Annotated in this window: 13 protein-coding genes and 2 pseudogenes; 4 read left to right on the forward strand and 11 right to left on the reverse strand. The window is 45.7% G+C overall.

The genetic code is table 11. From position 1 onward, the window contains the following. Nucleotides 1-196: 196 nt before the first annotated feature. The 3 genes and pseudogenes from KQX66_RS21010 to KQX66_RS21020 all read right to left on the reverse strand — a co-directional run bounded on the left by KQX66_RS21010 (nt 197) and on the right by KQX66_RS21020 (nt 4,134). A complete protein-coding gene (locus KQX66_RS21010; protein WP_216794761.1) occupies nt 197-790 on the reverse strand; it encodes a hypothetical protein in 594 nt (197 codons plus the stop codon). Between the two features lie 30 nt (nt 791-820). After that, nucleotides 821-1,408 (reverse strand): annotated as a pseudogene (locus tag KQX66_RS21015) (NAD(P)-dependent alcohol dehydrogenase); the annotation flags it as partial. 53 nt (nt 1,409-1,461) lie between these two features. Continuing rightward, nucleotides 1,462-4,134 carry a winged helix-turn-helix domain-containing protein gene (locus tag KQX66_RS21020; protein WP_216794762.1) on the reverse strand — a complete coding sequence of 891 codons (2,673 nt, stop codon included), beginning with the start codon at nt 4,132-4,134 and terminating at the stop codon, nt 1,462-1,464. Between the two features lie 193 nt (nt 4,135-4,327). Between KQX66_RS21020 and KQX66_RS21025 the strand changes: the two genes are divergently transcribed. Then, nucleotides 4,328-5,215, forward strand: coding sequence for a fructose bisphosphate aldolase (locus tag KQX66_RS21025; protein WP_216794763.1), 888 nt, complete (start codon nt 4,328-4,330; stop codon nt 5,213-5,215). Nucleotides 5,216-5,278: 63 nt separating this feature from the next. On the opposite strand, the gene KQX66_RS21030 is transcribed toward KQX66_RS21025, so the two are convergent. Then, on the reverse strand, nt 5,279-5,869 hold the full coding sequence (locus tag KQX66_RS21030; RefSeq protein ID WP_216794764.1) for a DJ-1/PfpI family protein: 591 nt from the start codon (nt 5,867-5,869) through the stop codon (nt 5,279-5,281). Nucleotides 5,870-5,971: 102 nt separating this feature from the next. Here KQX66_RS21030 and KQX66_RS21035 point away from each other — a divergent pair, with 102 nt between their 5' ends. After that, nucleotides 5,972-6,847 (forward strand): LysR family transcriptional regulator, encoded by an 876-nt coding sequence (locus KQX66_RS21035; protein ID WP_253957309.1) that lies wholly within the window; start codon nt 5,972-5,974, stop codon nt 6,845-6,847. A gap of 47 nt (nt 6,848-6,894) precedes the next feature. On the opposite strand, the gene mazF is transcribed toward KQX66_RS21035, so the two are convergent. The 5 genes from mazF to KQX66_RS21055 all read right to left on the reverse strand — a co-directional run bounded on the left by mazF (nt 6,895) and on the right by KQX66_RS21055 (nt 12,115). After that, entirely contained in the window at nt 6,895-7,236 is a 342-nt protein-coding gene (mazF, locus tag KQX66_RS21040; protein ID WP_216794765.1) for an endoribonuclease MazF, read from the reverse strand. Further along, nucleotides 7,230-7,460, reverse strand: a complete 231-nt coding sequence (locus KQX66_RS21045; protein WP_216794766.1) for an AbrB/MazE/SpoVT family DNA-binding domain-containing protein — start codon at nt 7,458-7,460, stop codon at nt 7,230-7,232. The genes mazF and KQX66_RS21045 overlap by 7 nt, the downstream gene beginning before the upstream one ends. A gap of 64 nt (nt 7,461-7,524) precedes the next feature. Further along, a complete protein-coding gene (locus tag KQX66_RS37455) occupies nt 7,525-9,096 on the reverse strand; it encodes a hypothetical protein (RefSeq protein ID WP_253957310.1) in 1,572 nt (523 codons plus the stop codon). Then, nucleotides 9,086-10,975 carry an nSTAND3 domain-containing NTPase gene (locus tag KQX66_RS37460; RefSeq protein ID WP_253957311.1) on the reverse strand — a complete coding sequence of 630 codons (1,890 nt, stop codon included), beginning with the start codon at nt 10,973-10,975 and terminating at the stop codon, nt 9,086-9,088. The genes KQX66_RS37455 and KQX66_RS37460 overlap by 11 nt, the downstream gene beginning before the upstream one ends. A gap of 228 nt (nt 10,976-11,203) precedes the next feature. Beyond that, the gene (locus tag KQX66_RS21055) at nt 11,204-12,115 is read right to left on the reverse strand and encodes a LysR family transcriptional regulator (protein WP_216794767.1); all 912 of its coding nucleotides are present in this window, start codon (nt 12,113-12,115) and stop codon (nt 11,204-11,206) included. Nucleotides 12,116-12,295: 180 nt separating this feature from the next. Here KQX66_RS21055 and KQX66_RS21060 point away from each other — a divergent pair, with 180 nt between their 5' ends. Next, nucleotides 12,296-12,760 carry a DinB family protein gene (locus KQX66_RS21060; protein ID WP_216794768.1) on the forward strand — a complete coding sequence of 155 codons (465 nt, stop codon included), beginning with the start codon at nt 12,296-12,298 and terminating at the stop codon, nt 12,758-12,760. Nucleotides 12,761-13,248: 488 nt separating this feature from the next. On the opposite strand, the pseudogene KQX66_RS21065 reads toward KQX66_RS21060, so the two are convergent. Continuing rightward, nucleotides 13,249-13,623, reverse strand: a pseudogene (locus KQX66_RS21065) (TetR family transcriptional regulator C-terminal domain-containing protein); the annotation flags it as partial. 99 nt (nt 13,624-13,722) lie between these two features. Here KQX66_RS21065 and KQX66_RS21070 point away from each other — a divergent pair. Beyond that, entirely contained in the window at nt 13,723-14,346 is a 624-nt protein-coding gene (locus KQX66_RS21070; RefSeq protein WP_216794769.1) for a flavin reductase family protein, read from the forward strand. Between the two features lie 89 nt (nt 14,347-14,435). On the opposite strand, the gene KQX66_RS21075 is transcribed toward KQX66_RS21070, so the two are convergent. Further along, nucleotides 14,436-15,059: a cupin domain-containing protein gene (locus tag KQX66_RS21075; protein WP_253957312.1), complete on the reverse strand. Its 624-nt coding sequence runs from the start codon at nt 15,057-15,059 to the stop codon at nt 14,436-14,438. Between the last annotated feature and the right edge of the window lie 616 nt (nt 15,060-15,675).

Below are 15,675 nucleotides of genomic sequence, written 5' to 3' on the forward strand. Positions count from 1 at the left end.
ATCCAAGCTTTCTCGGGCGACAAGGTTAACGAAATAACCGTCCGGCCCATGCAAAGTATCGCCCTAATGTTAGGCTTTGCATGAGCTGCTTCTTGTTCCGGCAAAATACTTTGCCATTTCAACCGCCTCCATTCATCCGCCATTATAAAAGAAATCCGGCCTTGATAGCAATTGCAAAATCGATTATAACGAAAGTTCACCGTATTTCATTTTTGTTGTTTAACCATTCCTGAAATTGAAGCGTTGTCCGCACGTTATCGTCCAATACGGCCGTATAAATGTCATAGCTTTTCACTTCTTTCCCGTATTCAGCTCGCGTGGCCCAGCTATTTTTGATGGTCAGAATCGATTCCCGCAGCTCCGGGGTGAGCCGGTCGGGCATGGTCCGGATATGCCTAAGATCCGGTTGGTTATCCGGTTCGTCGACGAACCAGATATCGAGCTTCCAATCCATCCCGCTCAGCGCTTTATACTTTAATCCAAGGTATAGCCCGTCCGGATAGCCGGGATCCGTATTCCAGACGCCGGAGTCATTCAGGAACCGGACCTCTCGTACCCCCTTACTGACCATCAGTTCGGAAGCGATCCGAGTTACTACATTGATGTTAAGCTTGGAGCACACCACGGTAATATCCAAATCTCTCCAGACCATCAGCCCGAGAGCAGCACTGCCGACTCGCACCGGCTGGCCCGCCGAAGATAGCAATTCGTCGATTTTCAATTCCTTCGCCACAGCGCTCGCTTCGATCTGCAGCTCATGCTGCCGTGTCAGAAGTTCGTTTTCGGCCATCGTTTGTCACTCTCCTTTTATATGGCTTCATCACAATTCACGATCATGCCCCACCATGATGGCTACGCACCCCTTTTTATGCCCTGTTTCGACATACCTGTGAGCGTCGGCCATTTGTTCGAACGAGTAGAGCCGATCTATGACCGGCTTTAGCACTCCCTTTTCCATCAGCTCTTTGAGGAGCAATAAATCTTCCGTCCGGACCTTTGCTACTCCCTGCCCTGCGACAGAGACATATTGCCCGTTCGGAGCCATCGCATTCTTGCAATTCGATTTCGAATGTTTCCCTATTGCATCGAAGATAATGTCGTAAAGCTCTCCTCTTTTCGCAAAATCCTCTTTCGTGTAATCGACGACCTTGTCGGCTCCGAGAGATTTTACCAGTTCCAAATTGGCGGTACTGTATACCCCGGTGACCTCAGCACCAAAATAGTTTGCAAGCTGTACCGCAGCGGTGCCTACCGCCCCCGAAGCTCCATAGACAAGAACTTTCCGTGCACTCTGAATCTTTCCTTTTCTCAGAAAATGCAATGCCGTAGTTCCCCCAAAAGAAACGGCAGCCGCTTCCTCATAAGTCACATTGTCCGGCTTCAAGGCCAGCAATCCGTCTTCGAACACGGTTTGGATATATAGCTACTAAAGTATGGATTCGGGCATTGCTTCACGCTGACCTACAACAGCCCCAGCTCGCGGGCGCGCGCCACCGCTTCGGTACGCCGCTTGACCTGCAGCTTGTCGAAGATGTTCCGGTTATACCCTTTCACCGTACTTAACGCGAGGAAAAGCCGCTCGCTAATCTCATGATTCGAGAGTCCTTGGGCGACGAGCTGCAAAATTTCCAACTCCCGCACGCTCAAGGGCTCGATCAGGGACTTGTCTGGCCGGACCTGGCGCGGAGCGGGTTTGCTTTCACCGTTCAATCGCTCCGCTTCAAATTCATCCAGCAGCTTACCCGCATAATCCGGTATCGTCTCAAGAGTAACGGCTTCACTCAGCAGCCTTCTCATCGGAATGCCTTCGTCGACAAAGGTCCGAATACAACCACCGGACTGGGCTATGGTCAGGGCTTCAACAAGCGCTTGCACGGCTTTGCGCTTTTCGCCTTGCGCATGCAGAACGACGGCTTGCAGAACCGTGATTTTGAGCCGCTCATCCTCCCATCCCTTAGCCTCTGCCTGCTCTCGCAGCGGCTGCAGCAGCGCCAGTGCCGCGGACGCCTCTCCCTGTGCCAGATGAACCCGCGCCTGGCTGAGGGGAAGCTCGTGCTTCTGCGCCAGATGGGCAGCAGCAGCCACCAGGCCCTGATGAAGCAAAACAAGCACCTGCGCGGCAACGATATGAGGCGTCTGCTTCACGAAATTTTGCCGGCGGGCGATATGCTCGGCCTTCGCTAAACAAGCGGCCGCTTCGGTCACCTCTCCCCGTGCAAGCTTCAGTCGGGCGAGAACTACCTCGCCTGCAACGACTCTGTCCGTCTGCTGCAGCTGCTGCGTCAGTCGGACAGCTTGCTGCCCGTGGTGCATCGCGGTCTCCAGATCGTTCCATTCGTAAAAAATACGGGCCAGGCCCAGATGCGCTTCGCATACAACCGGGAGAGGCGGATCGCCGGCCAAGTGCAAAGCGTGCCGATACGTCTCAGCCGCCACATACAGCCGATTGTCCATTTCCTGGATGCTCCCCAGGCCGAGTGTAGCCATCATCGTGATCATATAATGACCGATCGTCCGGCTGATCGACAAAGCTTCGGTATAGGCTTGGCTTGCCGCCGCACGATCCCCCTGGAGCTGGTAAGCATATCCCAGCGTCCATGTCGTTGCTGTACGGACAGGCAGGTTGTCCGGGTGCAAATATTCCAAGGCGCGCCGCGACTCGGCAATGATAGCGTCGGCCTGGTGCGTGTTGACAGCAAGCGTGGCACGTATAGCGGCGATATGCCCTTTTAGATCCCGGGTCTTATTGTCGTCCTGCGCGGCACCTTGAAGCCCTTTTTCAGCAGCCTGCAGCTTCCGTTCAACGTCGGCCGGTTGACCGGCCATGAGCAAGGCAGAGGCATGCATGACGCTTAACACGGGCCTCGCGTCCAGCTCCTCCTTCGGCATCGAATCCAGCCAATTCAGGACAGGAGCTATCGCGCCGCGGAAGAGCAAAGGCATCCCTTCCCCCTCGATCAGACGTACGGCGCGTTCAACATCATGGGCGGCCGCCGCATGGTGAAAAGCTTCAAGCTCCAGGCCATGGTCTTCGTACCACTCGCTGGCACGCAGATGCAGCTCCTCCACGTCCCGCTTCGCTTCCCCTTTGGACGAACCGCCGGTAGTTTGGTACAACCGCTGACGCAGCAAATCCGCAAACAGATGGTGATAACGGTACCAGCGCCTCTCATTGTCCAAGGGAACGATGAACAGGTTGGCGCGTTCGAGATATTGCAAGGTTTCTTGTCCGGAGAGAAGCTCGTCGGTTCCCCCGCGGAGAACGGCATCGCACAGCGGGCCGCACAACCGGTCGAGAATGGACGTACGCAGCAAAAAAGCCTGCATGCTTGCGGATTGCTGCTGCAGCACTTCTTCCACCAGATAGTCCAGCACGAAATGATGGCTGCCGGTAAAGGATCGGATCATGCTGGCTGCGTCTTTAGGGTGTCCCTGCATGGAAAGCGCGGCTAATTGCAGACCGGCAATCCAGCCTTCCGTACGGGATTCAAGCACGGCGACGTCTTCCTGTGAAAGGCGGAGACCCATCACTTGGCCCAGAAATTCCGCCGCTTCGGAGGATGTAAACCGCAAGTCAGCGGTACGCAATTCGGTCAATTGGTCCCGCACGCGCAGACGGGCCAAGGACAGATCGGGGTCCTCACGGGTGATGATGACCAGATGCATTTGTGCCGGCATGCGCTCAAGCAGAAAGCCGATGGCATCGTCAATCAGTCTGGAATCTATCACATGGTAATCGTCAAGGACGAGAATGAAACGGTCCGGAATGGCGGTGATTTTATTGAGTACCGCTGTCAAAATCGTCTCCATCGGCAGAGGGCCAGGGGCTTGGAGCATACCCATCACGCCCTCTCCACTACGAATCCCGATCGTCTGCAAAGCCGCGAAGAGGTAAGTCAGAAAACGCGCCGGATCGCGATCCGCCTCTTCCAGTGACAGCCACGCGGCCGGCTGCAGGCAACCGGCGAGCCATTCGCTAACAAGCGTGGTTTTACCACACCCAGCCGAAGCGGAGATGAGGGTCAACTTGCGGTGCATCCCCTGATCCAGACGCTCAATCAGGCGGGGACGGGAGACAGCTTTTGCCCGGGGAGGAGGGATGTACAGCTTGGTGGACACAATTGGGATAGACATCATTATCACCGTTTCTACGAAGTCAATGGCGGCGCTTACGTTTCATATTATGTTCGACAGTTTCACTGTATTTCCCTTTTGCCTCCCTTTACAATCCCGGTGATCTTCATCAATGTATGTTTGCAACTAAAAGTGCTATAATAAAAGAATTCAAGATGTTATTCAGTTCCACAATAAGGAAGGAGAAGCATTCATGAATACAAAACAATTGGAGAGAATCCATACCGGAAAAGGCTTTATCGCGGCCTTGGACCAAAGCGGCGGCAGCACCCCTAAAGCGCTGGCCCAGTACGGCGTTCAAGAATCGAGCTATTCCAACGAAGAAGAGATGTATGCACTGGTTCATGAAATGAGAACGCGCATTATTAAAAGCCCTGCGTTTGATTCCCGTTACATTTTGGGCGCGATCTTATTTGAGAACACGATGGACCGCTCCATTGACGGCCAATTGACGGCCGATTATCTGTGGGAGAAGAAAGGAATCGTGCCTTTTCTGAAAGTCGACAAAGGACTCGCCGATCTGGAAGACGGGGTTCAGCTCATGAAACCGATGCCGGATTTAAACGACCTGCTGAAACGGGCGGTGGAACGAAACATTTTCGGGACGAAAATGCGCTCGCTGATTAAAGAAGCCAACCCGGCCGGAATCAAAAAAGTCGTCGAGCAGCAGTTTGCCATCGGGAAGCAAATCGTTGACATGGGACTGGTTCCGATCATCGAGCCGGAAGTGGATATTTACAGCGCGGATAAAGCAGCATCGGAAAAACTGTTGAAAGACGAAATTTCCGCTCAGTTATCTGCCCTCGACAAAGACGCGAAGATCATGCTTAAGCTTTCCATACCGACGGAAAACAACTTCTACAGCGATCTGATGAAGGACCCGCACGTCGTACGGATCGTGGCGTTGTCCGGCGGCTACTCGCAAGCGGAAGCCAACGAAAAGCTGGCACAAAATCACGGATTGATCGCGAGCTTCTCGCGAGCTTTGTCTCAGGACCTCACCGCCGGACAAACCGACGAGGAATTCAACGCGGTACTGTCCAAATCCGTTCAGGCCATTTACGAAGCGTCCATTAAATAAAAATATCACAACCCCGAGCTTTAGCTAAGCTCGGGGTCTTTTCTTGCGGCATACGATCTGAAGTTAGGCGAGGAATCCCATGAGCCTTTTCACGTTGTTGGTATTTTCCGTCGAAGTAAGAGATTCAAGAAGGTCGAAGGCTACAGCGAATGCGGTCGATGGATTAAAAGAAGTAATGACATTTCCGTCTCTTACAACGGGCTGGTCCGGAATGACGTGAGCGCCCATGGCTTCCAGCTGCAGCTGCCGCTTGCGGTTGTTCAGATTGTAGGTCGTCGCCTGTCTGCCTTGCAGAATGCCGCTTTTGCCAAGCGGTAATGCCCCGACACAAATCGAGGCAATGATTTTTCCCTGCCGGTCGAATTCACGTATAAATTCAAGGACATCGGGACGAAAGGCATCCTCGTAAAATCCAGCCTCTTCAAAACCGCCAGGCAAGGCCAGCGCATCGAATTCCTGGACGGTTACCTCCGAGATGACCTTTTCGGGGATGACGGTAAAATTCCAGGTACATTTTAATTCGTTTCGAGTTCCGACGGTAACAAGCTGCGTTGAACCATCCCCCTCGTCTTTATTCCATCCGATCACATCTGTAAACACGCTTGCTTCCACGGCTTCAAAGCCATTCGGTAAAAGTAAACATACTTTTTTCATATGATTCATCTCCTTTTGTAAGAATCATATGATACAATGAATCATTAGTAAAATTGAAATAACTAATCTTTATATTTAGAATTTCTGATAACATACACATCTTTGGGGGGAATAAAAATCGACATCCGTCAGTTTCAATCCTTTAAAGCCGTTGCGGAATTGAGTAGCTTTACCAAAGCAGCTCATGCTCTTCAGTACTCACAGGCCACGATTACTTCTCATATTCAGCAAATCGAGCATGAAATCGGGGTTCCTTTGTTTGACCGATTAGGAAAACAAATTAAACTCACCATGGTTGGGCAGGAACTATATCATTATGTAGTAGAATTGCTAACCGCGTATTCCAAAATAAAACAAATTTCATCCGATGACTCTACGGTCAAAGGCCAACTCCGCATTGGCGCATCAGCAACCTTAACCGCATACAAACTAGGGCCCGTGCTATCCAAGTATAAAAAGAATTACCCTGAGGTTACCATCTCTCTTATCAACGATCATTGTTCCGCCTTACGACAGAGACTCCACTCCGGAGAGCTAGACGTTGCCATCACCTTAGAACCGCAGGTATGCGATCCGCAGCTCATCACCGAAATTTACTCGGAAGAACCGTTAGTCTTTGTAGGAGAAAGTAATCATTCCATAAAGACTATCGAAGAATCAAGTGGCGAGTGTATCATTTTTAGTGAGAAAAATTGTGCGTTAAGGCGATTTTTTGAGGAATACTTGATTCAGAAAAGAATAGATACGTGTAATTACTTGGAATTTAACAGCATGGAAACGATGAAAGAGTGTGTTGTAAGCGGGTTAGGGATTAGCTTAATGCCTTCCATCAGTGTGGAAACGCTGCTGCGCGACAAAAAAATGAAAGTGATAGAATCCGCATGTGAGAATCTAATGTTTTACGCACAAATCATCTACCATAAAAACAAATGGTTGTCAAAAGCTCACCGGAAGTTCATTGAGATGGTTAAAAGCTGATCAAGCCAAAATGCCTTCCGAAGAACCCTCGGAAGGCAAAACATCTGTTAGCGAATTAATAATTCCATTTTTGAGATTACCTCTGACAGTATTTCCCCCGGTACTTTACAGATGAAAGCGGCCTGTCGTGACTGCCAGTCGAGACTTTTCACCTGATCCGAGAGGATTACTCCTTCAATGGGCAAATCCTGCGGGATGATGACCTCAAATGGATAGCCCTTGATCTTGGAGGTTACTGGACAAAGTAGGGATAGCCCAACCTTTCCGTTATACGCTGCAGGTGAAATAACTAAGGCGGGGCGCTTCCCAGCTTGCTCATGACCTGCTTGTGGGTTGAATTGTAACCACACCAAGTCTCCGCGATCCGGCACATACGGATTCGTTACCATGACTCCCGTCCTTGCGGCTCGCCAGTGGATACCTCTTTATGAAGATTATCTGGCGTAATCTTGACAAGGAGCTCTTCCAATGTTGTCGACTTTGGCTTAATGACGAGGTGACCATCCTCCACGTCGAGATCGACCTCGGAACCTTCCTCCAGTCCTACCTTTAAGGCGAGGGACTTCGGGATACGAATGCCCAAGCTGTTACCCCATTTTTGAACCTGGAACATGGAATCGCCTCCATAAAAGTTTATACAAAGTATAAACATTTTCTTAAAGGAAGTCAAATCACGGCTAGGTGATCGAAGGGAAAGGAGTGTTAGAAATATTTATTCGTGCATAATTACCATTCGTAAATGTTTTATGTACAAATTCCACTTTCTTCACAAAACTTAATAATTCATCATAGATGCCAAGTTCCTTCAGCAATTTGATGTCTTCTATTTTATAAAATAATATTCTCCATATATCATCATCTTTTTCACAGATTGTTTCGTTTTTTTGCAGTTCTTTTAATTTGTTTTTCGTCATTAGTCTCGGTTCTGCATCCAGGACATATGCAATTTCCAGATGCTCAATCAAACTGAGTTCATCACTAAGATGACAACTAGAATAACGTTGAGCCCCAGATTTATCATATTCAAATTCTATTCTGCAATAAGATAAATGATTTAAGACTCTGCTCTCATCATCTCCGTTCCCTAATTTGGCCAGGTAGTTTTTAATCATGGGTTCCACGTAGGATTTGTTAAAATGAAAAGGATTTAGTTCTTCAAACATTTTATACATACAGCGCTCCCATTCATAGCATTTGAAGTAGTAAGTACCATACTCAGCATAGTATATACTGGCTTCAGGTTTGAAATCATAAGTCGTTATGCGCTTAATTTTATCAAAATTATTCCCCCAAAGGTTATGGTAGTGTTCTTCTAACTCATCACCATCTATACACCATATAGAAGCATAACAAAAAATGAATAGTGGTATATGAAGAAAACGCACCCATTGTTCATCACGTATGATCAAATGATTAAAGACAATCTCTTGAAATGAATCATCATTTTTTAAATAGTAGTTGTAAACCTCGCTGGATAAAAATTGATTTAATCGCAAGACAGGTTCTTCCTGATACATGATAATATTAAAGCTCTCAGCACAAAAACCAATAAGCTTTTTCATCAAATCTCGATTATTCTGACCAATGTGAGACAGTATAATTATACTAAGCATGCTCTCTTGATCAGTTATTTCATAATCGGATTCGGATAACGCGGCAAATAGCAACTCAATGGATTCTTTAGTTTGAAAGAACATGAAAATATGATGCGGTGATCCAGAATTAAGCACTTGTATCATTTTTGTTTTCAAAGTTGGTGTAAGGCTGCTTTTTGAAATAAATTCCTTAATCTGCATTTCGCTTAAATCTTCTTCTTGCGGTCCCAAAAGCCAATTTTCAGCATCTTCTTTTACGACTTGGTGAGCTTGCTCTTCCCGATCTATGTAATCGCGAGTTGGCTTTTTAGATGACACCTTTTTTTGAGATGCAGTTATTGGTTCTCTTCCACATAAAGAATATATTTTCTGTCCAAATTGCTTGGTATAGCGTAAACCGAATTCCTCGAGAAGTTCTGGAATATTATCGATCAAAACATCTAATTCAATATCCATGCACATTTCATCAAGCATTTCTAGTTCAGAAAGTATACTATTCTTTAGCCCTTTTTTAATTTTATGAAAGTAAGTGCTGTAGAATAAACTGTATTCTTCTGGAAATACTTCTTGAAATTCTTTCATTGCTGAATAATGATATACACTGAATGCTACTTCATAATATTTTTCAAGTATGTTTTTTCCATTAAAAGTCATTCCTTTTTTTTATGCAACGTACTATTATATCCGGTAAATTGTGCAAGTCTGAATACCGTGCTTCTAAATTCCCCCTATCCATTGTTAAGCAATAGTCTCGTATTTCGATTTCTAAAAAGTGGTAGAGCTTAGGATGCTTTGTAGGCTTGCAACAACGAAGTAAATGAAAGAACCTATGTAGTTCTTCTCTTTGTTTGAAAAAATCTGTATCTATATTCCAGTTCCAACTCCCATCGTATTCCATATAGCTATCAGTATAGTCGTGATAGTGCAAGATGCATTGTTCTTCTATTAACTTTAAAACTATATCACTACAATGTATTGCTTGATGCTCTAGTAGAAATTGAAGTTGATTGAAGAAAGCGCAGCATCTTAAAATCAGCGGGATACAGTGTTCGCTGTTTTCTTTAATATACGAATATAGAAAATCCTGTACTGCCGGCATGTTGAACTTTAATAGAATTTCTTCTTCTTCCTTGCTGTAGAATGATTTAATCATTGTTTTTTCAAGTTCCGCTATGCATTCGCCTAAATTCAATATATTTGTACGATCGCTGAAATGATGTATATATTTCACATAGCAAGTATTCATGTCACTCAATCGCATAGGGGTAGACGAAATTAACAGAAGCAAAGCGACCATTTTTGCTTCTGGCGAAAGTTCTTTAAAGATAGATTCCCAGAATGCACCTGGATTATCGAAATAGTCCCATAATTCGTTGTAGTATTCTTCAGGCGAACAGTCTATGTCCAGTTCTTTATTCAGAAAGATTGCCAACACCCGCGGATTATAATTTGGATGATATATTATTTCACTATACTTACCAAATAAGTAATTTACATATTCATATTCAAGCTTTGATACGTAAAGATGACGAAACAAAATACTGGTTTTTTCGCCATACCCGTATTCTTCCATTGTACAAATTAATGAGTATTTATCTAGCGTATCTCTTAATTCAGGATGTTTTTGTAAGCCTTGTTGCAGTACATACTCTCTAGTCGTCAGGATTAAACGCTTCGTCACTTTTGACTCAATAATACGTTTAATTAGTTTATTCAGTCGATTCTCGTCGTTTCTGCGCCTATGTTCTTCATGGAAAATGCTACCCCAGAAATCATCCAAAATAAAAACTTGTTTCTTTTCATCTTCAAGCATTTTATATACATCATCAATTGAGTTAGCCCATACAAATCCATCCAAATCATTAGGCTGTAAATAGGCTAGAGCCAAAAGATAGGCCATCGATGTTTTACCTACACCAGGCTCTCCGGAGAGAATAATTACATGGTTTTGTGACCACTTATGCAACGCTTCTCGATAAATTCTGGTTGGAACAAAAACTTTTGATGTGTTAAGCGCCTCTTTTAGCTCCTCTGCCGACTCTTTATAGGCTGCCCGGTGTACAGATTCATTTAATATTTTCTTAAATATAGTAATGCTTGGCATCCAAAGTTTAGGATAAGCTTGCACTATCCACTCGTATTTAGGGTCTCTTAGTAAACGGTTCATATCCTTTTTGCCTAAAATATCACCTTCGCTGGATATATATCCGTCGAACAACTCCTTAATTTTCTCTTTCTCTCCTAGCCCAAATTCAAATGAAACCCCTAAGATGTATCGGTCAGGATTTAAGTTCCGAACCTTGGGCAATTCTAAACGTTCCAAGTCACGACATAGCTTATTAAAATTTTTGTAGCGTTTTGCTTGAACTATGGTTTTTCTACCATTGCTGTCAATATATAAGCCGTCAATTCCCGAATCGCGACCTTCTTTGTATGTTTCTAAAAAAATACCTTCCCTGAGTTGAACGATATCGCAAACAAGCCCTTCAAATTCAAGTGGTTCTAGTAATGCATGAAAATCAAAATTGGACATGATTCACTCTCCCGAAATAAAGTCTATCGACGCTTTAACCATGAAACTAACTCATTTTAACAGTATACGTCTTTCCGCTATGATCTTACATAATTTAAGAATTTTTATAACTTTTTTCTAGTAATACATTGGAGAAACTTGCACTAGCTTCTGGTAGCAAATACCGCCTCATGGGGGATAACTTACAGAAGCCAGCCCCGACACAGCGGAACTGGCTTCTAAACTCCTTCACCCTAACGAGCGGCTGGTACGATCCTCTACACTTTGAATAAAAGATTGCAGGACTTCCATGAACAATCTTGCCGCCTGTCCCAAAAATTTGTCCTTGCGATAAATGATACAAATGTCTTGACTCGGGGTAGGATGCTGCAGGGTAACGGCGGTGATGTTCTCACGATTTAAATAATCCAATAGCATTCGTGGTAAAATACAGGCCCCAATCCCTTGCTCTACCAGCAACAGCAGCGACGATAACGTCGAGGTCACGATCGGATTGTCCAGCACTACCCCTTTCTCCTGGCAATGATATTGAATTAATTTTGTAATCTGGTGTTCGGGACCGAACATGACCAGCTTCAATTGCTGAATTTGTTCGAACGGGATCGCCTTCGACTTCGCCAGAGGGTGATCCGATCGGATGGCCAAGGCAAATTCCTCGTGAAAAAGCGGTTCGATGACAATACGCTCGTCGGGGTTCTCAGGTACCGTCGTAACGCCAAGATCCCGCGTGCCTGCGACAACCTCCTTATACACTTCCGTCGATTCCGTCACGGTAAGTGAAAGTTTGGGGTAGGAGCGATGGAAATCGACCAGTAACGCATCAAACAGCAAATCCCCATCGCCGGGAAGTATCCCGATATCCAGCCTGCCGCCTTCCATCTTTTTCAGATCCGAGATCGCCCTCTGAATATAATCCATCCGTTCAAAGATCAGCTGACTTTGCTCCAAAAGGATTTGGCCTGCTTCGGTTAACGCGATCCGTTTTCCGATGCGGTCGAATAGAGGAAGCCCCAGCTCGTTCTCCAAAAACTTGATCTGCTGGCTAAGATTTGACTGCGTGGTGCAGAGAGACTCGGCTGCTTTGGAGAAATGCATCTCCTTACATATGGCGGCAAAGTATTGAAGCTGTCTGAATTCCATTCTTCCGCAACTCCTTCGTAAAAATCATCGTTTGCGCATCAAAAACATCGTCCAGGCCGGTCATTAGTTATAGTGATCATTTTCATCGGAATTACGTGATTGTTGCATCATCGATGAAAAGCTACACTTGGATTATGAAAGCGAACCACATCAACCATACATTGAGGAGGCACTTAAATCATGACTCAATCGATTATTCACACAAGTCAAGTTCTGCGTCAAGTCGTCATCGGGCAGGTTCAAGGAATTTCGGAGGCGCAATTCGACGTCCAACCGGTAGGCTTCAATAACACCATCCGCTGGAATGTTGGTCACATGATCTATTGGATGGATAAGTACTCTACCCTCAGCTTCGGCTCACCGTCCGCTATTCCTGGACATTACGAGACGCTGTTTGGCTCGGGAACCAAGCCTTCGGATTGGACCATGACACCTCCATCTAAGGATGAACTGATCCAAGGGTTAACAGCGCAGCTTTCCCGCTTCTCAGAGCTGACGCCCGAAATGCTGGATAATGCGCTTGAAGCACCGTTTGTGATGGGGCCGTTTCAATTCAATACTGCCGGCGAATTATTCAACTTTGCGCTCATTCATGAAGCCATTCACCTTGGCACAATAACAAGCCAGCTCAAAACGATCCAATGAAACTTGGCAGATCCGATCTTCGCCCATACAAAAAACGCAGCCCATATCGGCTGCGTTGAGCTTGTTGAGAAAGTGGTTACTGAAGATAATAGTGGCGTACGAGGGGTGGGGTATCTACTTCCGGTCGCTCTTGTCTGCAGGAAATTTTTATTGGAAGCCGCTTGACAGCGGACATTTCCCGCAGACAAAGGCGAACGCTATCGCTCCTCCAGTAGATCCCCCACCTCCGTATGTATCTCTACTTTTTGTTTAAACCACTTTTTCAACACTCTGAACGCAGCCCTTATCAGTGAATCTCAATGATCCGCGCCGCCTCTTGCTTTTCCGCCACATTACAGGAACCGGTGCAAGCAAGAAAGAATCCACTTGGGCCGTCCAGGCCACTTTTATTCGATCGTCCCTTATTCAACTCCACCTGCGGGAATTGTCACCATCGGATACTCCGCATAACTATGCCGTTCGTGTGACACCCGTTTTCCTCACGTTCCTCATCCGCCGGTAAACCTTCTCACGTAATCTTCGCAAATGAACCGGTTATCTTCGCCATTGGCTGGCGGAATGTTCGCTACTCTAAAAAAGCTTAGACCTACGACCATCGCTAACAGCCCATAAGCGGCGCTTCGGGAATCTTCTACAGACATTTGCCCCTTCATGTTGCCGTAATCAAAAATCTTGGCAATGCCATGAAGATCAGCCATATAGCTCTTGGATACGACTTCCTGCAAATTGCGATCCAGCACGGCTTTGGAGAAAAACTGCAGAAAGAGCCTTGCTTGATCCTCGTACGGGATGAACATCTTTTCAATGCCATCCAACTGCGAAACGTTAATCTTCTTTTCCGCAGCCTCACCATATGGAGGAACTTTTGACATCTTGCTGTTTTACTCCATATCCGTATCTCCCGCAAAAAACTTGTGATATATTCATAAAAAATTGATCAAAAAAGGAGATGCGGATACATTATGCATACGGTAATCGAACCCAAAATTCTTTACTTTGGCACCTCTGTCGTGCTTATAAGTACGATCAACGAAGACGGCACGCCCAATTTGGCTCCTATGTCCTCTGCCTGGTGGCTCAATCAATCGTGTATGCTCGGTTTAAGCAGCAAGTCTCAGACCGTTCAGAATTTGATCCGCGAACGCGAGTGTGTACTGAATCTCCCGTCCATTGACTTGATTCCCGCGATTGATCGGCTGACCTTGTTAACGGGTCGAAATCCGGTACCCGAATCCAAAGCCATGAGGGGCTATCAGCATGAAGCGGATAAATTCGGTATTGCCGGGCTGACCCCGCTTCCGGCACAGCTTGTTCAAGCGCCGCGCGTCAAAGAATGCCCCGTCCATCTGGAAGCCCAGTTGGTGAAGCTGCATCCGTTCGAAGAACCAAGCTCCCTTGTCGCTATTGAAGTACGCATCGAAAAAGTTCATATCGAAGAAGATCTTCTAATGGACGCAAACTCCAATTATATCGATCCTTCAAAATGGAATCCGATGATTATGAATTTCTGCGAATATTTCGGCCTTAGCGAGCAACTGTCTGCTTCAAAGCTAGCGCCCGTTTTCGGACCGGGTTCTGTAAAATAAATACCGAAAAAGAGGAGCCCCGAAGCTCCCATTTCACTCTCTACGTCATTCACCATGCAGATGGATGAAATCGGGGTGGTGAACGCCTCCTAATAAAGCCTGGAATGAGGAGTCATTGCCATTGCTTTTGTTGCTTGAACTGTCCCGTATGGATGATGAGGCGGCGCATAGATCACGTAAATTTTGAGCGGTTTATTCCCGGTATTGATCACATTATGCCACTTTCCGGCAGGAATCATAATTGCGTATCCATCATAGGCTTTTTCTTGAAAATTTAATCTATCCTTGGTATCGCCCATTTGAACAAGTCCTTGGCCTTCTTCAATTCGTATGAATTGATCGGTATGTGGATGAACTTCTAAGCCGATGTCATCTCGAACATTGATACTCATTACGGTCACTTGAAAGTGTCTCCCTGTCCATATTGCGGTTCGGTAAGTATTGTTTTGTTTTGTAACCTTATCAATATTAACTACATATGGTTTTGCTCCATGATCCTTTACTACCCGCTCATCTAAAGACTCAAATCGTGGAGCATTATCAATGGCAACAGGATAAGAGTGTAAAAATACATTTTGATTTAAAGGATATTGATTTTGCTGATTTCCAGACCTATAGCTTGGATAATAAACGGGTATATTCATACCAGGGCAGTAAGGATATGAGTACAATGGATTAAAATACGATTTCGGCAGATGATGCACTTCTGTCATTCCCTCCATATTTTTATAATGTCATCATATGCCTATATTTATAAAACGTACCTTCACAAAACCCTCCTCTTACGGCAAGCGTTAACTCTGAGATTCTTTCGTTGCGCCTTGGTCACGCAAGCGTACAAACTAAGGCACCAATAAAGGCACCAATCTGTTTTTGGCACCAATTTTCATTTATGCAAAAATGACAAAAACCCTTGATTCCTCAAGGGTTTTCGAGTAGGGAGCCTAGGGGGATCGAAACCCCTGACCTCATCGCTGCCAGCGATGCGCTCTCCCAGCACTGGGTATTTCACTACCATAGATATGAACCTACCCAAAAAGTTAGATCTGGCTCATCGAAAGTTGATCATGAAATGAAAGAGAAACACTAATAGTGTTATAATACCCACAATATTCCTGCCCATGCGGCACCAGTATATAGAACAAATTAAATATGTCTAACCGATCAAATAAAATTAAATGCGTTCGCAAAAGCATCAAGGTCATCAATGATAAACAGATCACTACTCCAATTACCTGGCCACACAGCATACTGAACTGTAACCTCATTTATGGACAGTGTTGAAAAACGGTATTGAAGCCTTAAGCAGCTAGGAGATGACTTCTGAAT

Source organism: Paenibacillus oleatilyticus, assembly GCF_018998565.1.
Lineage (GTDB): Bacteria > Bacillota > Bacilli > Paenibacillales > NBRC-103111 > Paenibacillus_G > Paenibacillus_G oleatilyticus.